Annotated in this window: 18 protein-coding genes; 5 read left to right on the top strand and 13 right to left on the bottom strand. The window is 70.2% G+C overall.

Annotated elements, in window-relative coordinates; all coding sequences use genetic code 11:
* Positions 1–4 precede the first annotated feature (4 nt).
* A complete protein-coding gene (locus tag ABGA98_RS40910; RefSeq protein ID WP_347623862.1) occupies positions 5–808 on the top strand; it encodes an MBL fold metallo-hydrolase in 804 nt (267 codons plus the stop codon).
* Positions 809–813: 5 nt separating this feature from the next.
* Here the strand turns inward: ABGA98_RS40910 and ABGA98_RS40905 are convergent, their stop codons facing one another.
* From ABGA98_RS40905 to ABGA98_RS40895, 3 genes are all read right to left on the bottom strand, one after another.
* The gene (locus ABGA98_RS40905; protein WP_347623861.1) at positions 814–1,083 is read right to left on the bottom strand and encodes an antitoxin; all 270 of its coding nucleotides are present in this window, start codon (positions 1,081–1,083) and stop codon (positions 814–816) included.
* A 99-nt stretch (positions 1,084–1,182) separates the two neighbouring features.
* On the bottom strand, positions 1,183–1,953 hold the full coding sequence (locus ABGA98_RS40900; protein ID WP_347623860.1) for an aminoglycoside phosphotransferase family protein: 771 nt from the start codon (positions 1,951–1,953) through the stop codon (positions 1,183–1,185).
* 111 nt (positions 1,954–2,064) lie between these two features.
* The gene (locus tag ABGA98_RS40895; RefSeq protein ID WP_347623859.1) at positions 2,065–2,565 is read right to left on the bottom strand and encodes a hypothetical protein; all 501 of its coding nucleotides are present in this window, start codon (positions 2,563–2,565) and stop codon (positions 2,065–2,067) included.
* 136 nt (positions 2,566–2,701) lie between these two features.
* Here ABGA98_RS40895 and ABGA98_RS40890 point away from each other — a divergent pair, with 136 nt between their 5' ends.
* The 3 genes from ABGA98_RS40890 to ABGA98_RS40880 are packed head-to-tail and all read left to right on the top strand — an operon-like array spanning position 2,702 to position 5,474.
* A complete protein-coding gene (locus tag ABGA98_RS40890; RefSeq protein WP_347623858.1) occupies positions 2,702–3,364 on the top strand; it encodes a response regulator transcription factor in 663 nt (220 codons plus the stop codon).
* Positions 3,361–4,584 (top strand): HAMP domain-containing sensor histidine kinase, encoded by a 1,224-nt coding sequence (locus ABGA98_RS40885; RefSeq protein WP_347623857.1) that lies wholly within the window; start codon positions 3,361–3,363, stop codon positions 4,582–4,584. The genes ABGA98_RS40890 and ABGA98_RS40885 overlap by 4 nt, the downstream gene beginning before the upstream one ends.
* A complete protein-coding gene (locus ABGA98_RS40880; RefSeq protein ID WP_347623856.1) occupies positions 4,581–5,474 on the top strand; it encodes a hypothetical protein in 894 nt (297 codons plus the stop codon). Before ABGA98_RS40885 ends, ABGA98_RS40880 begins: the two co-directional genes overlap by 4 nt.
* 61 nt (positions 5,475–5,535) lie before the next feature.
* Here the strand turns inward: ABGA98_RS40880 and ABGA98_RS40875 are convergent, their stop codons facing one another.
* Both ABGA98_RS40875 and ABGA98_RS40870 read right to left on the bottom strand, forming a co-directional pair.
* On the bottom strand, positions 5,536–6,900 hold the full coding sequence (locus ABGA98_RS40875) for a sigma-70 family RNA polymerase sigma factor (RefSeq protein ID WP_347623855.1): 1,365 nt from the start codon (positions 6,898–6,900) through the stop codon (positions 5,536–5,538).
* Positions 6,901–6,928: 28 nt separating this feature from the next.
* On the bottom strand, positions 6,929–7,276 hold the full coding sequence (locus tag ABGA98_RS40870) for a YciI family protein (RefSeq protein WP_347623854.1): 348 nt from the start codon (positions 7,274–7,276) through the stop codon (positions 6,929–6,931).
* 174 nt (positions 7,277–7,450) lie between these two features.
* On the opposite strand from ABGA98_RS40870, the gene ABGA98_RS40865 reads away from it, so the two are divergent.
* Positions 7,451–8,278, top strand: coding sequence for an aminoglycoside phosphotransferase family protein (locus ABGA98_RS40865; RefSeq protein ID WP_347623853.1), 828 nt, complete (start codon positions 7,451–7,453; stop codon positions 8,276–8,278).
* Positions 8,279–8,509: 231 nt separating this feature from the next.
* Here the strand turns inward: ABGA98_RS40865 and ABGA98_RS40860 are convergent, their stop codons facing one another.
* Genes ABGA98_RS40860 through ABGA98_RS40825 form a run of 8 tightly spaced genes read right to left on the bottom strand, consistent with a single transcriptional unit; the run spans position 8,510 to position 17,735 of the window.
* Positions 8,510–9,235 (bottom strand): hypothetical protein, encoded by a 726-nt coding sequence (locus ABGA98_RS40860; RefSeq protein WP_347623852.1) that lies wholly within the window; start codon positions 9,233–9,235, stop codon positions 8,510–8,512.
* Complete coding sequence (locus ABGA98_RS40855; RefSeq protein ID WP_347623851.1) at positions 9,225–10,796, bottom strand: radical SAM protein; 1,572 nt, start codon at positions 10,794–10,796, stop codon at positions 9,225–9,227. The genes ABGA98_RS40860 and ABGA98_RS40855 overlap by 11 nt, the downstream gene beginning before the upstream one ends.
* The gene (locus ABGA98_RS40850) at positions 10,793–11,818 is read right to left on the bottom strand and encodes a radical SAM protein (protein WP_347623850.1); all 1,026 of its coding nucleotides are present in this window, start codon (positions 11,816–11,818) and stop codon (positions 10,793–10,795) included. Before ABGA98_RS40850 ends, ABGA98_RS40855 begins: the two co-directional genes overlap by 4 nt.
* Before the next feature lie 17 nt (positions 11,819–11,835).
* The gene (locus ABGA98_RS40845; RefSeq protein WP_347623849.1) at positions 11,836–12,201 is read right to left on the bottom strand and encodes a hypothetical protein; all 366 of its coding nucleotides are present in this window, start codon (positions 12,199–12,201) and stop codon (positions 11,836–11,838) included.
* A 60-nt stretch (positions 12,202–12,261) separates the two neighbouring features.
* Entirely contained in the window at positions 12,262–12,804 is a 543-nt protein-coding gene (locus ABGA98_RS40840; RefSeq protein WP_347623848.1) for an AAA family ATPase, read from the bottom strand.
* Positions 12,805–12,827: 23 nt separating this feature from the next.
* The gene (locus tag ABGA98_RS40835) at positions 12,828–13,913 is read right to left on the bottom strand and encodes a hypothetical protein (RefSeq protein WP_347623847.1); all 1,086 of its coding nucleotides are present in this window, start codon (positions 13,911–13,913) and stop codon (positions 12,828–12,830) included.
* Positions 13,910–14,674: a methyltransferase domain-containing protein gene (locus tag ABGA98_RS40830; RefSeq protein WP_347623846.1), complete on the bottom strand. Its 765-nt coding sequence runs from the start codon at positions 14,672–14,674 to the stop codon at positions 13,910–13,912. Before ABGA98_RS40830 ends, ABGA98_RS40835 begins: the two co-directional genes overlap by 4 nt.
* Positions 14,661–17,735: a CHAT domain-containing protein gene (locus tag ABGA98_RS40825; protein WP_347623845.1), complete on the bottom strand. Its 3,075-nt coding sequence runs from the start codon at positions 17,733–17,735 to the stop codon at positions 14,661–14,663. The genes ABGA98_RS40830 and ABGA98_RS40825 overlap by 14 nt, the downstream gene beginning before the upstream one ends.
* Positions 17,736–17,933: the final 198 nt, after the last annotated feature.

Below are 17,933 nucleotides of genomic sequence, written 5' to 3'. Positions count from 1 at the left end.
ACAGATGCCGTCCGACCTGCCCATCTGCCGCACCTGCGGCGTCCAGTACGGCGAGCCGCGCACCGACTGCCCGATCTGCGACGACGAACGTCAGTACGTGGGGTGGGACGGCCAGCAGTGGACGACCCTGGCCGGGCTGGCGGACGAGGGCCATCGCGGACGTGTGGCGGAGGAGGGCCCCGGCGTGGTGGGCGTCGGCACCGCCCCGCCCACGGCCATCGGCCAGCGCGCCCTCCTCGTCCGCACACCGGCGGGCAACGTCATGTGGGACATGGTCTCCTACCTGGACGACCAGTTGATCGCCGAGATCAGAGAGCTGGGCGGGCTGGCGGCCATCGCGATCAGCCACCCCCACTTCTACGGCTCCATGATCGAATGGTCGCGGGCCTTCGGCGACGTCCCGGTCTACATCCACGCCGCCGACCGTCAGTGGGTGGCCCGCCCCGACGACGCCGTGGTCCTCTGGGAGGGCGACACCCACCAGATCGCCGACGACCTGACGCTGATCAACGCGGGAGTGCACTTCGCGGGCGGCCAGGTGCTGCACTGGTCGGGCGGCGACGGCGCCCTGTTCTCGGGCGACATCGTCCAGGTCGTCCAGGACCGTCGCTGGGTGAGCTTCATGTACAGCTATCCCAACTACATCCCCGAACGCCCGCACACCGTGCGCCGCGCCCTGTCGCTCCTGGAGCCGTACGCGTTCGACCGGGTCTACGGCGGCTGGTGGAACCGTGTCGTCCACACGGACGGCGCGGCGGCCGTGCGCCGCTCGGCCGAGCGTTATCTCGGCTTCGTCGAGGAGCGTTGAACGTCTCAGCCCTGCGGCGGCCTGCGCTGCTGCTCCTCTTGACCCGCCTGCCCCTGCTGCTCCTGCTGGGCGCGCCGCTCCTCTTCCGAGCCCGCGGCGCCGCCGCCGTAGCGCTGCTGCACCGTGTCCGCCCCCTTGCTGATGTGCTCGTCGTACTTGTGCCCGGTGCGCTCCTTGGCGTACTGCTCGGCGCGGTCGAGCACCTGGTCGGCCCGCTTGGAGTGCCCCCTGGCCAGGTTCTCCGCCTTCTTCAGCCATTCTCCGATGCGGCTCATGACCGTTTCCCCGTTTCTTTCAGGCTACGGTCGCCCCCTACCCCCACCTGAACCCATGATGTTCGCCCAGGTCGTCGGTTTTCCAGCGCCGTTCGCGGGTCAGGGGAACAGCGGCCGGTTGGCCACGCTCCAGGCGATCCTGCGGCCCACCTCGTCGAGGTATCCCTCCTCGACCCACCGGGCCTGCGGCTGGTGCCCCGCTTCCGCCATCGTGCGGACGAGGGCGGCCACGCCCCGCTGGACGTCGATCACCCGGTCGGCCAGGCCGGCGGCGCCGGCGAGGCCGTAGGCGGCGGCGAACGCCTCCACCCGGTGGCGGCGGTCGGGCGGCTCGGGGTAACGCAGCCAGCGCAGGCACTCGGCGTCGTCGCGGAAGGGCGCGAGGTATTCCAGGGCGTAGGCGACGTCGTGCAGGCGCTCCGCCGGCCGGGCGTAGTCCCAGTCGAGGATCCCGACGGGGACGTCCCCCTGCCAGACGATGTTCCACGGCCCGAAGTCGCCGTGGCAGACCACCTCGCCGCCGTCGAGCCCGCGCTGCCCCGTGTGCCAGACGAGTTCCTGCGGCGGATCGAAGCCGGCGACCGCGTCGTGGTAGGCGCGCAACAACCGGGCGCACGTCTCAAGCCCGGCGTCGCCGGCCACCTTCGCCCAGCTCCGCGGCCCGGACTCACCCTCCAGATAGGTGAGAACCTCGCGTCCCCGCTCGTCGATCCCGAGCACCCGCGGCGCGTAGGGGAACCCGACACCCTCCAGATGCCGGAGCAGCGCGTGGACCGCCGGCGTCCAGGGCTGGACCGGCCTGCGCACGGTGTCGCCCACCCGCACCACCCGGCGATGCGGCGTGTCCTGCAGCACGATCTCCTCGGCCATGGGAACCCGGGCTCCTCTCCTCGGCGGTCCGGGTCTCACGATGCCATGCCGGTCGCGGGACGTCGCCCCGTGGCGCGGCGAGAGCGGAACCGCCGCGCCACGGGGCCGCCGTCACGACCGGAACGCGGGCAGGTCCAGGCCACGCGGGTGCGGCAGGCCTCCCTTCCGCAGGTCCTTCAGGCGTTCCCGCAGCTCGCCGAGGTCCGGCGGCGGGCTCGTCACGAAGGACGCGGTCCGCCTGCCGCCCTCGCGCGTGCCGGCGACCATGACGTCGTCGCCCGCCTTCAGGTCGGACACGGACGCGTCGTCCTTCCCATCCGCGCGCACCTCGGTGTCGCCGCCGAGCACCCAGGTCCAGCTCGTGCCGTCGGCGCTCCTGACCGTCATCGACGTGCCCGAGACCTCGGCGATCCGGCCCCGCTGGTGGTTGCGCACCGTCGTCCGGCCGTCGTCGTCGCGCGTCACGGTCTCGCCGTACAGCACCTCGCCCCATTGCGGCGGGCCCGCGGAGAAGGCCTGGGAAGGGGTGACGCCCGGCGTCGCGGCGTACGCCGCGCTGCCGAGCCCTGCCAGGAGTACGGCCGCCGTCGCGACGGCCACCAGATGTTTCATGTGATTCCTCCCTGTCGGTCGCCAGGCAGTCTCCGGCGGCGCCGCTAACACGGGCGTAACACCGCGCGCGTTATGCCCGTGTTATCGGGTCGCCGCCAGGGTGGAGAGGCAGAGGCGACGCGCGGCGGAGGTGGCGATGCGGGTGCTGGTCGTGGAGGACCAGGCGGATCTGGTGGAGATCCTGCTCGAAGGGCTCCGGGCCGAGGGCATGGCGGTGGACGCGGCGTTCGGCGGGGCGAGCGCGCTGGAGCAGCTCGCGGTCAACCGGTACGACGTCGTCGTGCTGGATCGCGACCTGCCGGACGTGCACGGCGACGAGGTGTGCACGGAGCTGGTGGCGGGCGGCGCCCACCCGCGGGTGCTCATGCTCACCGCGGCGGACACGCTTGACGACCGGGTCGAGGGGCTCGGCCTGGGCGCCGACGACTACCTGGCCAAGCCGTTCGCCTTCGCAGAGCTGGTGGCGCGGATCCGCGCGCTGGCGCGGCGGTCCAACCCAGCGCTCCCGCCCGTGCTCGCGCACGGCGACCTCACCGTGGACACCGCGCGCCGCGTCGCCACCCGCGCCCAGCGGCCCCTGGACCTGACGCTCAAGGAGTTCGGCGTGCTGGAGGTGCTGCTGGGCGCGCGCGGAGCCGTCGTCACCAGCGAGGAGCTGCTGGAACGGGTCTGGGACGCCCACACCGACCCGTTCACCAACACCGTCAGGGTCACGATGATGCGCCTGCGCCGCAAGCTCGGCGAGCCGGGCGTCATCGACACCGTGCCCGGCGCGGGCTACCGGATCGGCCGGCCATGACGGCGGCGGGGTCGATCGCCCGGCTGCGTCCCGCCGCCACCATCCGGCTGCGCCTGACCGTGCTGTACGGCGGGCTGTTCGTGGCGGTCGGCGTGCTGCTTCTCACGATCACGTACGGGCTGTTCGCGCGGCAGTTGCAGGCGCGCGGCCAGGGCGTCCCCCGGCCGGATCCGCCCGTCCTGACCCCTTACCCGAACGATCCCGGATCCATCCGTGAACGGATCGTCGAGGCGCTCGCCCAGCAGCGGGCCGAGGCGCTCAGCGAGTTGCTCACGCAGTCCGTGCTCGCTCTCGCGCTCGTGTCGATCGTCGCGACGGCGCTCGGGTGGGTGATGGCGGGACGGGTGCTGGGCCCGCTGCGCGACATCACCGCGGCCGCGCGGCGGTTGTCGACGCACAACCTCGACGAGCGCATCAATCTGCGAGGCCCGCGCGACGAGCTGAAGGAGCTCGCCGACACGATCGACGCCATGCTCGGCAGGCTGGCCGCGGCGTTCGAGGCGCAGCGCCGCTTCGTCGCCAACGCCTCGCACGAACTGCGGACCCCGCTCACCGTGCAGCGCGCCGCCGTCGACGTCGCGCTCGCGCGCCCCTCGCTGGAGTCGCTGCTGACCATGGCCCGGCGGATCCGCGCCGCGACCCGGCGCCACGAGCATCTCATCGCCAGCCTGCTCACCCTCGCCCGCAGCGAGCGCGGGATCGAGCGCTACCAGCCCGTCGACCTCGCGGCGGCCGTACGGGACGCCCTCGCGGCGGCGGCGGGCGACATCGAGCTCAAGGGCCTGCGGCTCGCGCACGCGCTCGCCCCGGCTTCCCTGTCAGGCGATCCCGTGCTGCTGGAACGGCTGGCCGGCAACCTCGTCGAGAACGCGGTCCGGCACAACGCCGAAGGCGGCTGGATCAACGTGCGCACGGAGGCCGGGCCGGGCTCGGTGACACTGCACGTCGCCAACGGCGGCGCGCGCGTCGCCCCCGAGGTGGTGGCCGCGCTCTTCGAGCCGTTCCGCAGGCATGCCCCCGACCGGGCCGGCGGGGCAGGACAGGGGCACGGGCTCGGCCTGTCCATCGTCGCCGCGATCGCCCACGCCCACCTGGGCCGCTACGCCGCCAGGGCCCGGAGGGGAGGCGGCCTCGAGGTGTCGGTCACCCTGCCGCGGGCCGCCCACGCCCCCGTGCCGGCTGCGAAGGACGCGCGTGCCGCCCCTACCATTCGCGCATGACCACGTACGACTTCACGCTCACCGCCGGGGGCCCGTTCGACTTCGGCGCCTCGCTGCGCTTCGTCGAGGAGTGGCCGGCGACCAGCGCGCTGCCGTCCGACGGCCGCTCGCTGCGCTTCGCCTACAACGCGGAGGCCGACTGGCTGCCGATCGGGGTGACCGCGACGGCCGCGCCCGGCGGGGTCACCGTCACCACCACCCGCCCCGCCGGGCCGGACATCCGGGGCGAGGTGGCGCGCATCCTCTCCCTCGACGTGGACGGCTCCGGCTTCGCCGACCTCGGCGAGGCCGACCCGGTGCTCGGCGACCTGCAGCGGCGCAGCCCGGGCCTGCGGCCGGTGTGCTTCTGGACCCCGTGGGAGGCGGCCTGCTGGGCGGTGATCGTGCAGCGGTCGTCGATGGTCATCGCCTCCCGGCTCAAGCGGCGCATCGCCGAGCGTCACGGCGCCCGGGTCACCGTGGAGGGGCGGACGTACGCGGCCTTTCCTCCGCCCGTGTCCCTGCTGGACGCCGGCGGTCTCGGCCTGCCGGGCCAGAAGGAGGAGTGGCTGCGCGGCCTGGCCCGCGCGGCCCTCGACGGCGTGCTCACCACCGAGCACCTGCGCTCGCTCTCCCCCGCCGACGCCCTGGCCGAGCTCCGTGCCCTGCCCGGGGTCGGGCCGTTCTCCGCGGGTCTCATCCTGATCCGCGGCGCCGGCGCGCCCGACGCGTTCCCCGGTGACGAGCCGCGCCTGTTCGCCATCCTGCGGGAGGCGTACGGACTGCCGGAGGACGCGCCGCCCGCCGCCTACCGGCGGCTGGCCGAGGCGTGGCGGCCGTACCGCTCCTGGGCCTCCTTCCTGTTCCGGGCGTCCTCGTACGGGGTGGCGGACGACCGGCCCACGAAGTAATCGATTTCCCGCGTGCGCTCGTGGTGACCGCCCGACCCGCCCTGGTCGTCCCTGTGACCGGCTACGCGAGGAGCCGGTCGGCCCGGTCCAGCAGGGCACGGCGTTCGGCTTCGCCGTCGGCGAGCGCGGCGGCCCGCCGGAACAGGGCCGCGGCCCGGTCCCTGCCGCCGTCGCGGGCGATGAGGTCGGCCTCGGCTGCGAGCGCGGGCGGGTAGCCGTCGAGCGCGCCACCGGCGCGGGCCGCGGCCAGCAGTTCCAGGCCCGTCGCCGGACCGTACGCGTACCCGTGAGCCACGGCCCGGTTCAGCTGGATCACCGGGGAGGGCTGGATCCGGACGAGCGCGTCGTAGCAGGCCGCGATGGCCGTCCAATCGGTGGCGTCGGCGAACGCCGCGGTGGCGTGGCAGGCCGCGATCCTGGCCTGCAGCACGTACGGGCCGTCCGGTCCCGCCGCGGGACCGGCCAGGCGCACCCCCGCACTGTCCTTCCCCGCCCCGGCGCCGCCGCGCCGCGCCTGCGCTCTGTCCTGCCGTGTCCTTGCCAGGGCGGCCAGGCCCTCCGCGATCGCGGAGTGGTCCCAGCGGGAGCGGTCCTGCCGGTCGAGGGTGAGCAGGTCGCCGTCGCCGTCGCGGCGGGCATCGCGCCTGGAGTGCTGGAACAGGAACAGGGCCAGCAGCCCGGAGATCTCCGGCTCATCCGGCATGAGCCGTTCGAGCAGCCGGGCCAGCCGGATCGCCTCGTCCGCGAAGGCGGGCTCGCCCCCCGCGTCGTAACCGCGCGTGAACAGCAGATAGAGCACGGCCAGGACGCCGGACAGCCGTTCGGCGAGCGCCGGACCGGCCGGCACCCGGTACGGGATGCCCGCATCGGCGATCTTCGTCTTGGCCCTGGTCAGGCGACGGGTCATGGTGGACTCGCTGACCAGGAAGGCCCGCGCGATGTCGGCGGTCGGCACCCCGCAGATCGTGCGCAACGTCAACGCCACGCGGCCCTCCAGGGGAAGCGCGGGGTGGCAGCACGTGAAGATCAGGCGCAACCGGTCGTCCACGACCTGCTCCTTCCCGGTGCCGGGGCCGGGGCCGGCGAGCGCGAGCGCCGCCACCTCCTCAAGCTTGCGGCGCTCGGTCGACGCCCGTCGCAGGGCGTCGACCGCGCGGTTGCGAGCCACCGTCATGAGCCATCCGCCCGGGTTGGCGGGCACGCCGTCCGCGGGCCAGCGTTCGAGGGCGAGCGCCAGCGCCTCCTGCGCGCAGTCCTCGGCCAGCGTCCAGTCCCCGGTGACGCGGATCAGGGCGGCGACGATCCGCGCGAAGCTGTCCCTGCCCGCGACGGCGACGGCTGCCGCCGCATCGCCACCCGCCCGCGCCGCGCCACCACCGGTTCGCGCCGGGCCGGCGCCCGTCCGCACCGCGTCTCCGCCAGTCATCGCCGCGCCGTCGCCGGCAGGATCCGCGTCAGTCACGTGGCGGGCCGTCCTGGCCGGTGAACGGGCGCAGCTCGAGCCGTCCCGCCCGCGCCATGGGGTGGGTCCGCGCGACCTCGATCGCCTCGTCCAGGTCGGCGCATTCGAGGAGGTCGTATCCCACGATCACCTCTTTGGTCTCGGTGAACGGCCCGTCGGAGACCAGCAGCTCTCCGTTGCGCACGCGTACGGTCGTGGCCGCGGACGTGGGTGCCAGCGCGTCGCCGTCGAGGCGCCGGCCGCGAGCGTCGTTCTCCGCCACCCACGCCTCGATGTCAGGCATCTCCGACTTATCGGTGTCCGGTGCTGTGTCGCTGCAGACGAACATCATGTACTTCATGTCTATGCTCCTTTGTGTCGTGTTCTCAGCAACGTGACGAACGGGCGACGCCGATCCGGACATCGGGCGGCGAAGATCTCCGCCGCGGCCCGTATGATCCGGTGAGGTGATGATCGACGAGCGAACACCTCCGGATGCTCCCCGCGGTCGGCCGCCTGGCCAGGGCCGCGGCCGGTGACACGCGGCCGGTTCGCCACCCACGATCTCGAACTCCGCGACGACGTCGTGGTCAAACGCTACCGGTCGTGGGAGCGGCAGGAGCCCCTGCGGGAGTGGGAGGCGCTGACCGTGCTGGGCGCGTACGCGCCCGGCCTGGCCCCGGCGCCGGTCGAGGCCGCCCTGGACGCGATGCCCCCGAGCGTGACGATGTCCCGGCTGCCGGGCATCCCGCTGCGCGGCGAGCGTACGACGGACGAGCAGATCGAAGCGCTGGCCGAGGCCCTTGGCCGGTTGCGCGAGGCGGTGCCCGCCGGAGTCGTGTCGTCCATGCGACCGGCCGTGTGGTCCCCGGCCACGGCCGTGGCGAAGGCTTGGGCCTGGACCGCCGGGCGGCGGCCCGGTCCCGGGGACGACCCCGTCGTGCGGAGGGCGCACGCGCAGGGGACGGCATGGCTGGCGGGCCCGGACCCGGACGAGCTGCTCGCCGACCCGTTCCCTCCGGTCCTCGGGCAGGGAGACGGCAATCGCGCCAACTACCTGTGGGACGCCCACGACCGCCGGATCCGGCTGCTGGACTGGGAGGACTCCGGGCGCAGCGACCGCGCGTTCGAGCTGGGCGACCTCCTTGAGCACGTCTCGCGGCTCGACGGCGATCTCGACGCGGCGCGGCTGCTGGACCACATCGGGCTCACGCGGGTGGAGCGCTCCCGTGTGCTGGGTTTCCGGCGGCTGATCGCGTTCGTCTGGTTCTCCACGCTCGGGCCCGAGGGACCGTTCGCCGCGCGCAACCCGGCCGGGACGTGGGAGCGGCAGGCGGGACGGGTGCTGGAGCTGCTCGCCTGACCGGCACGCCCTGATCATCACAGGGCGCCGGCCGCGGCCGGCGTCTCATCGCGAGATGCCTCCGTCCGGCGGTGGCCTGGCCTCGTCAGCGCACCGCCGCGTCCGGCTCACGGACGCCACGGCCGGGGAGCAGCGGGGTCGCCAGTGCCGCGGCGCCGCGTCGGCGAAGATCCCGGCTCCGCCCTGGCCGGGCCGACGCCGTCCGCCCGTCCGGCCGCCCGGAAGCTGCCGTCACAGGGTGGGGCCGCCCGCTGAGCGCGGCCATGGGCCGGGCGCCTGCGCGAGCAGGTACGCCTCCAACGCCCACCGCGCGTCGGCCAGCGCGGAGTGCCGCTCGATGCCCTGCGGCGGTTCGGCGCCCACCGCGGCCAGCAGCCGGTCGGCATCCCAGGGAGCGCGCGTCACCTCCAGCGGTGGCCCGGCGAGCTCCGCCACCAGCCCCGCCGCCGGTCTCTCGAGCCGTTCAGCGGCGGCCGCCAGCGCCGCGTGCCAGCCGTGAATGAATCCGCGGACATGAACCTCTGCGCAAATGACATGGTAGTGATAGGAGGGTCGCAGATCGTATTCACATAAAAGCGCCCTGAGGAACATGTCGTCGAACCCGGGAACGATGCCCACGATATGTCTGCCCTGCAGCAACGCGGCGATCTCAGTCGCCGCCTCCCGCCGGGAGGTCCGCCGCCATGATCCGTCGGTCCCCAAGGTGGCGGCGCCCCACTCCCGCAGGCGGGGATGGTGCCGGCGCGAGAAGTTGCTCATAGCCAGGAACTCCGGGTCGGCGACCGCCTCCGGCCAGAACTCCCAGACCCGCTCCAGCCTCGCCCCTTCGTGGGGAATGACGATGGCGTACTCCCACAAGGTGTCGGGGTTTTTCGCCAAGAAGGGATCACGGCCGGTTGTCTCACCATCGACACCCGCAATTCCCTCGAACCCTTCGAAGGAGGGATCAAAAGCCATCTATTCTCTCCTTCATAGCGATCTTGTGAATTTCCTCGACCAGCCGGCGCGTCGTCACCCGGTCCGAGCCCTCGCCGAACGCGGCGTTCACCGCTGACAGCGCTCGTTCCCGCCGTTCGACCAACGAGGCGACCGTGTCGGCCTCCAGCCCGGCCTCGCCCCGCCGGATGCTCTCGATCGCGAGCCGGAGCACCTGGAAGCTCGACGCGCGCAACATCAGCAGCGCGGAGGTGGCCACGCGCAGGAGATCCGGCCGGTCACGACCCGTCCTGACCACATTGCGGATCAGCTGGTACGCCTGCTCCAGCCCGCTCCACCAGTCCAGCCCCACCTGCCACGCCCGAGCCACGCGCGGGTCGGCGTAGTCCCAGGAATAGGACATCATGGTGGGATCCATCGTGGTCAGCATCGGTGCGAGGCGGCGACTGCGCGCCATCGGAGAGTCGACCTGAATCCGCAGTTTTCCGAACGGTGCGCCCGCGTGCCGCCACAACCCGCTGGAGAGCATCAGGTCAACACTTTCCGCCAGTTCCTCCAGCGTGACGAGAGGGTCGAAGAGGATCAGCCCGATCTCCACGTCGAAACCGCGACGGACCAGGCGCCGCACCGCGCTGATCGCATGGTCGGCGGTGGCCCGCTTGCCGAAACGCCGGATCTGTGACCTGGACAACGTCTCCACACCTAGGTACACCTGGCGAAGACCCGAGTCGTACAGGTCTGCCAGTTCCGCCTCCGAGGTCGTCATCCCCTGTCGATCCCCCTGGCGTCCCATCAGGGTGTCCACCCGCATCGAGACCGTGTAGGTGAACGGTCCGTGGTCCCGTACGAGTGCGGCGATCCCGGCACCGGGCTGGAAGTCCTCGTCGGTGAAGGTGAAGCGGCGCACCCCCATCGCGGCCAGCGCCGACAGGTCGGCGGCGATCCGTTCCCGCGCGGTGGCGCTCCACTGGTCGGCCCGTCCCGGCGGCCGCGTGCAGAAGGTGCACCGGCCGAACTGGCAGCCGCGGCTGGCCTCGACCCGGCGGAAATAGTCGCCGTCCACCCGCAACGGAGGCGGGTACACCGGCTGGCCGTCCGACCGGGCGGGGGTGCGCACGAGTTCTCCGCACTCCATGAACACAACGTCGGCGAGCCGATGCCGCGGTTGCCCGGACAGGTAGGCACGGAGCGCGTTCTCGCCCCAGCCACGGATGATCAGTACGTCCGGGTCGACGCCGAGGAAACGTTCCGGAAGGTGGGTCGGCAGGGCATGCCCCAGCAGGACCTCGGGGTGGCCCCGCGCCGACCGTAGCGCACGCAGCCGTTCGATGATCTCCAGTGCCGTGTCGTACGTGCCCTGGGGTACGGACAGGCCGACCAGTTTGTGCCGTTCGCGGCGGACAAAGGCCACCAAGTCGCTCACCGCCCGTGGGTCGGTCACCGGGTTGACCGTACGGACCTCGACCTCCGTCAGGTCCTGGACCGCGGAGGCCAGCGTGGCCACGGAGAGGGGCTCGGCATCGGCAGGCTGTAGTGAGCTGTACAGCTGAACGAGCAGGAGCCTCCGGGACGAGGCGGTCACGAGCGTGCCTTGTTCAGCGATATGTGCGGTTTGTTCATATGACAGCTGAACAGGCAGCCAGGGCAACGATCCTGTTTGATCTCCTCTCGAACCGCCCGCATCTCGGGAGATCGCCAGATCCGCACCAGATCGAACCTCGGCTGCGCGAGCGAGGCCACGGCCGGCATGGACCAGCAGGGACGCAGATTGAGGTCCTGGTCGATCACGACATCGGTGTAGGCCACCGTGCATCGTTCCGGATGAAAGGTTCGGTCGCGGAAGAAGCGGGGAATCTGCTGGAGGAAGTCCGGCCTGCTGTTGATGGGGAGCGTGCCGTCCTGTGCGCCGCGGACGAGTTCGGCGATGATTCCGTCCAGCCGGGCCAGATCGGGCTCGGCCGGCCACAGATGGGTCAGGATATGGTCGTCGAGGCCGGTACCGGCGAAGTGGACCGGCTGATACTGCACAGCGATCCCCAGCCGGCGGGCGTAGTCGGCGAGGGGGATCAGGTCGTCGAGGTTGGCCCTGGTGATGGTGACGTAGAGCGCCACCCGCGGCCTGGTCCGCTCGTCACCGGCAAGGATCTCGATGGTCCGACGCACGCGAGCGACCTTCAGCCCTCGGATGGCCATGAGCCGGTCAGGAACCAGGCTGTCGATGGAGATGCCGACCTTCGTGATCCCCAGGCCGACGAGGGCTCTCACGTGGTCCCGGGTGATCAGGGAGCCGTTGGAGATCACCCGGATCCCGAATCCGCACTCGAGCGCCGCTTCCAGCACGGCGGGGAGGTCACGGCGTAAGAACGGCTCTCCGCCGCTGACCACCAGATCGCCGACGCCCAGGCGGCGTAACTCTCCGAACAGGTAAGCCAGCTGCTCCAGCGGCGGGTCGAGCCGCGGATCACGGGGCGCGGTCCAGTCGGCGCAATATCCGCAACCGGCGTTGCACCGTTTGACGACGTTGACGTAGGCGGTGCGCGGTGGCAGCAGAGGTTCGCCGCGGCTGAAGGACTCCAGCAAGAGGTCCGCATCCGGTGGAGCCATGACCACCTCCCGGGGTGTCAGCCGGGGTTCACGTCGACCATCGTGGACTGCTCGGGGTAGAAGGCCGGCGTGGTCGCCGTCACGTATTTCAGGTTGCCCTCGATGTACCAGCGTTTTCCGGCCAGCACGGTGGCGACGTCCTGGGCGCCGAGCTTGAACTCCTCACCCTCGATCCAGATCGTGCCGGCGCCGTCGATGATGTAGATGGCGAACGTGCAGTCCTCTTCCAGGAAAGCTTTGCCCGGCTCGCCGGGACGGCGACCGTTGACCTCCATATAGGACATCCGAAGCGCATGGGACTGGTTTGGATACTCGTAGATGACACCCTTTTCATCGGGGCGCACCACGAACGCGTCGCTTCTTGAGTATTTCGGCGATTCCACGGGAATACCCTCCATTATTCGAAGAGCGTGTAGCCGTCGATGCCCGGCGACCGAACCGTATCATTCACCCGGGCCGCCAAGAAGAGACAACGACCGCAGAACCCGCTCAACGCACGTGGTCGCCGGGCTCGTCGAGCGGATCACGGTGACGGTGTTCGCCGATGTGTCGAAGCGGAGGTGCTCGATTGCACCATCCTGTCTCAGTGGATCGGTTTCGGCGGATCGAAGATGATAGTACAGCATACGATCACCCTGGTTTTCCGGGCCTGGCACACCAAGGCGACGACGTGTCCGAAACGCGATGTCAGAGACTTTCGCCTGACACTCCACAACAACGGCGACGAGCCGCGAACGTTCCGCGAGACGATATGCGGCCGCCCGATATGCCGATCGGAGAAAAGAGGCGTCCAGCACCGCACCAGACTCCGTCACCCCGCGTAAGAGCCGCTCGTAAACCTCGTCCCGCATGTCCGGCCGGTAGAGCTCGCCCGAGGCGAGCCCCATCGCGGCCCGCAGGTCGTGGCTGGCGTGCAGCGGCAGATCGAGCTGCCTGGCGAGGGCTCGCGCCGTCGTGGTCTTGCCCGTCGCCTGCTGACCGGACATGAGGACCAGAAGATCGCCCGGCATCAGCGTTCCGAAAGATCGAGCAGCTCGAGCATCTGCTCGACTCCCTCCTGCGCGCCGCCGTCCGGTCTGGCGCCGAGCTTGGCGAGATCGAGGGCACGTTTGCGATGCCGCTGCAACTCGGCCCCGAACCCGTCGAGCAGTTCGCCGGCTTGCCCGCGGGTCAGGTCAGGGCTGGTCGCCATCGCCGAATAGAGCGCCACCATGTGGGACTTCGCGATCGACCACTGCGGATGGCCCGGTTCGAGGGCGTGCCGGAGCGCCTGTTCCCAGATCGCATAGAACGGGAGCAGCGAGACGTCGTCACGGGAGCGGCTGCCGTTGACGCTGAAGTGCACGAAGTCATGGTCGACGATCCTGGAGAGGCTGCCCGGGGATGAGCCGGTGCACAGTTCCCCGTTCGTGATCCACAGCTCATCAGGGCTCAGCTCACCAGATGGCCGATCCATCAAAGCGATATGAAAGGATTTAAGCGGCTCGTTGCCACCGCCGAAGTCCTTGGCGAAGGCCAGCACGGGCACCACCGCGTCCTGCAGACCGACCACGGCCTCCAGAGCCGACAACACCGAGTTGCTCACCACGCTCAGGGACTCGCCGACCACCCGCGGCGCGAACGGCTGCAACACCCCCGACAGGGTCTCCGCGATGTTGATCATGGATGAGATGAGGTTCTCCCGCACCACCTTGTAGAGCACGATGCGGATCCGGATCGGGCTTCCCAGATATGGCAGGGGACCCACCGTGCGGATGTCGCGGATGATCGCGTTGGGCCCCACCTGCATGCCCGCCGACTCGAACAGGGCCGGCCCGACGACGTACGGGATGCTGATGTGCTTGCTCCCGTAGACGCAGTCCACAGCGATCAGCACCATCGGGTCGTATCTGGTGAACCATTCGCGGGCCGCCGCGAGTTGCAACTGGTTCACGCGCACCTCGAAGTAGCCCTCTCCGGGCCCGAACCACGCCGCCTCCCCACCACCGTCCAGGTTGTGATCGTCCGGGACGGCGGAGTAGGAACGGGTGTCGACGCGTCCGGTCCGTGCCCTGCCCAGCAGATCACCGATGCGCTGCGGCAAGGGGCGCATCATTCCTCGCCTCCGCCCGGTTTGGTGGCCCCGATGATCAGGTTGTTGGCCGTGAAGTGGAACCGCGTCAACTCGGGCCGGCGCTGGTCCCGCGACATGCTGGTCTCGGCGAAGCCGGTCAACATGAGGGAGGCCGCCAGCACGGCCTGCACATAGGCCTGGATGGGCCGGTGATAATGGGTGAGCCGGGCGGGCGGATCGAGCCCGACCAGGGTTTTGACGTAGCTGAACTCCTCGACGTAACGGCGCCGTGGCCGGTAGACCGGCTGCCCGTCCTCGCTGCGCCACTCCCCTGTGGCGTCGAAGAACGTGGGGTGGACGACAGAGAAGACGAGCCGGCCGCCTGGTTTGAGAACCCGTGCCGCCTCCGATATGGCGTGGCCTATGTCGTCGACGTCCATCAGCACCATGTTGCAGACGATCAGCTCGAAGGTGCCGGAATCGTAGGGCAGCTTCCCGCAGATGTCGCCTTGGCGGAAGCTGACGGGCAGGTCTCCGGAGAGGGCTCGCGCGATCCGCAACATCTCCCCCGCGCCGTCGATGGCCTCCACAGCGGCGCCCGTCCGCGCGAGGTGGCGGGAGAGATATCCCTCACCGCAGCCCAGGTCGAGAACCCGCTTGCCGGCCGGATCGCCGGCCATGTCGAGGACCGCGTCAGTGACGATGTCGGTGAAGGCCCGACCCGAAATGTTCTCTTCGTCGTTCAGCCAGGCGGCATAGCGCTCGGCGATCGAACCCCATTCAAGAATCTCACGTCGAGCCATTCGTTGGTTCCTTCCGCTGCAGTTCTGCCAATCGTGTGACGATTTCGTGCAGAGCGGGCACCACCGCCTCGTAGTGCGCCGCGAGCTCTTTCCTTCCCAGGTCGCGGAAGACCCCGTGCGCCGCCTCCGCGTACGCCAGCCCGCTCTGCAGGTGGGCGAGCCCTTCCGCGAGGTGGATGATGGCCGCGCTGTCGGCGAGTTGCCCTTTGGACGTGAGCTGCCCGTACCGCTGCACGAAGCCCTCCAGTTCCGCTATCGACCCGAAAGCGTCGTTTTTCCTGCCCAAGAAGTACAGAGCAGCGGGCCGCCAGCCATAGACCAGCGCCATGGTGCGCCGATCTCCCGCCGACTCCGATATTTCCATTGCCTGGTCGAAGTAACGTTGCGCGTCCTCCCACCGCCCCTGCCGGGCATTGAAGGCGCCCATCCACCACAGCGTGCCCGCTTTGCGCCAGCGCTCTCCGATGCTCTCGATGAACTCGAGGTCCTCCTCGAAGTACTGCTGCGCGGCGGCGTCGCGCCGGATGGCGGCCGCGGCCGCCCGGCAGAACAGGAACGTCTCATACAGCTGAGGAGGGATCCGGTCCAGGTGCTCGAACATCTCGAGCACGAGCGTCAGCTGCTCACGCATGGCGTCGGCGTCGAACCGGTCCATGTAGGCCAGAGCCGCGTCCAGCGCCACCTTCGCGACCGCCTCCCAGTCGCCGGTCTTCCTTCCCGACGCTGCGATGCTCTGGGCGATCTCGAACAGTTCGGCCCAGAGCCCGTGCACCCATACGAATGAGCTGTACTCGACGCACAGCTTGACGTAATCCTTGTCGGCCCCTTCGGCGTCCTCGTCGGCCCTCTCGGTCTGCAGGGCTCGGATCAATGCCCGGATGTTGTGAACCTCTTGCCAGAACGGCTCCGTCTCTGGTGTGGAGTCCTGTTTGGGGTTGTATTTCTTGAGAAACCGGAGGTAGTAAGCCACCTGCCGCGTTCGCGGCTCAGCCAGCTCGTGCATGTCGCCGACGAGTTTCAGGATGAGCCGCTTGATCACGGGCAGCATGCGCAGCCGCTCGCCCGTCTGCTCCAGCAGATTCATCCCGAGCAGCGTCGCGATGCACTCGTCGCGCACGTGCGGCGAGTCGAGCGCGGCAACCTCGCCGAAGGCCTCCCTCGACATGGACCCGGCGAACACCGACGCGCTTATGAGGCTCTGATACGCGTCGTGGTTACGCATCCGCAGCGACTCCACCGAGGTGCCGAAACAGTACGCGGCCAGGTCGTCGGCCCCGCTCGCCAGCTTGGCCAGCACGGAGCCAGGAGCATGCCCGGCGGCCAGGTGGCCCACCACCCACTTGATGATGAGCGGGAGCGCGTTGCTCGCCGCCGCCAACCGCTCGTTCTGCTCGCGGCTCTGCTGGATCCCTCTCCTGCTCAGCTCCAGCTCCAGCAACCTGATCGCCTCGGACTCCCCCATCGGTCCGAGCCGGATGTGATCGGAGCACTCGACGAACTCGCGTGATGTCAGCAGCACCCGTGTCGGGGCGGGCAACTCGCTGACGAACTCGAGCACCCGGTGGTCGTCCACCGTCTCGAAGTTGTCGATGACGATGAGCACGGGCTGGTCGACCATCGCCAGCCGGAGCCTTTCGACCTGTTCGGGCACCGGGAGCCGCAGCAGCTCCGAACGTCCCATCGTCAGGGCCGTGCTCTGGAGCACGTCTTCCAGCGCGTTGACGTGCGAGTGCGGCTGAACGCCCGCTCTGGTGAGCACCTGCGTCTGCGCGCTCACCCAGATCACGGTGTCGAACGCGGGCTTGGGCGCCTCGATCACGCGGTGCACGATCTCCAGCGCGAGCGTGCTCTTGCCCGAACCGGCCGGTCCGAACACCCCGATGACCGGGCAGCTGGAGTCCGGCGGAAGCAGGTTGCCCAGCTGGCGTAGCTCCCGGTCACGGCCCACGAAGGTGGCGTAGTCGCGCTGCCGCAGGTTGTGCCGGACGCGCGGAGCCTGGGAGGCGACCTGATCCTGCGGCCCGGTCTCGGGCGCCGGCGTGTGCTCGGCCGCCCCCGACAGCAGGAGGTTCGCCACGCCGAACCACGGGCGGGTGAAGCCGAACTCGCGCCCCAGCCCTCTCCTGGCCAGTTGGACGGCGTACTCGATGGAGGCGCCCGTCCTCGTCAGCTCACGGTAGAACTCGTTGGAGAAGGCCACGGCCACCTCGTTGGAGATCGGGGCGCTCATCCCGACGACGCGGAGTGGCCCTTTGGCCGCCATGGCGTCCGTGATGCTCACGCGCTGTTCGCCATCGGATGCTTCGCCGCGAGGGCGGGCCGCGCTGTCACACGTGTGCAGCAGCACCAGTTCGGGCTGCCAGCGGTCGAAAACCGTGGCCAGCTGGTCCGCGGCGTGCCAGTGGGTGCTGTCGCCCCGGTGTGACAGGGCGATCTCGCCCTGGCCGTCGCGGACGCGCCCGTGAGCGATGAGATGCAGGATGTGCGGCCGGTCTCTGACCAGCGCCTGGTCGAGGTCCCGCAGCTCGCAGTCCTCCAGCAGGTCCAGCACTTCGAAGTGCCTGGTGCTGAGCAGCTCATGGATCGCGCCGGCCTGGATCGGCCCCTCCTGCTGGGATCCGGACGCGACCAGGATCTTGGGCCGGTCGGGCAGCTGGTCCGGGGGCCTTCCGCCCACGGCCCGCGCGACGTGCCGGGCGAGGACGAAGTCAGCGTGCGTGGCGAGCCAGCGGTCGCGGAAACGCAGGAATTCCCAAGGGAGCGGCGCCAAGGTCGCGTCCAGCCGCAGCCGGACCCGCAACACTGAAGGATTCCGCCTGGCGAGCTGCCACGCGGTGGCGAAATGCTCCGCCACCCGCCCGGGGAACGCCAGCCGCTCCATCGCGTCGCCCAGACGTTTGGGCGAGCCCCCGGCAGTGAACACGTTCGCGGCCAAGGGCCCGATCGCGAGCAGGTCGGCATCCACCCACTGACCGCTCGCCTCGTGCCCGTCGGCGGATCGAGAGTGCACGCCGTGGACCGCGTCGAGCCGGAGTTCGAACTCACTGAACCGCTGGGCCATCTCACCTCCCGAGAATGACCCGTTCAATCCCGCCAGAATGACATCGGCACGAATCGTTAAAGCGTAACCACGTGCGCTGCTTCACGTGCGATGACCTGGAAAAGTCATCCGGCAGGGCGGCGAAACCAGGAACTCATGGGGCATAGCCCGGGCGAGGAGGACAACATCAAGCACCCGGTGCCGCATCTCCCGGAAAGC

This window comes from Nonomuraea sp. B1E8 (genome assembly GCF_039871515.1).
Taxonomy (GTDB): Bacteria; Actinomycetota; Actinomycetes; order Streptosporangiales; family Streptosporangiaceae; genus Nonomuraea.
This window is presented reverse-complemented; position numbering and strand designations above follow the sequence as displayed.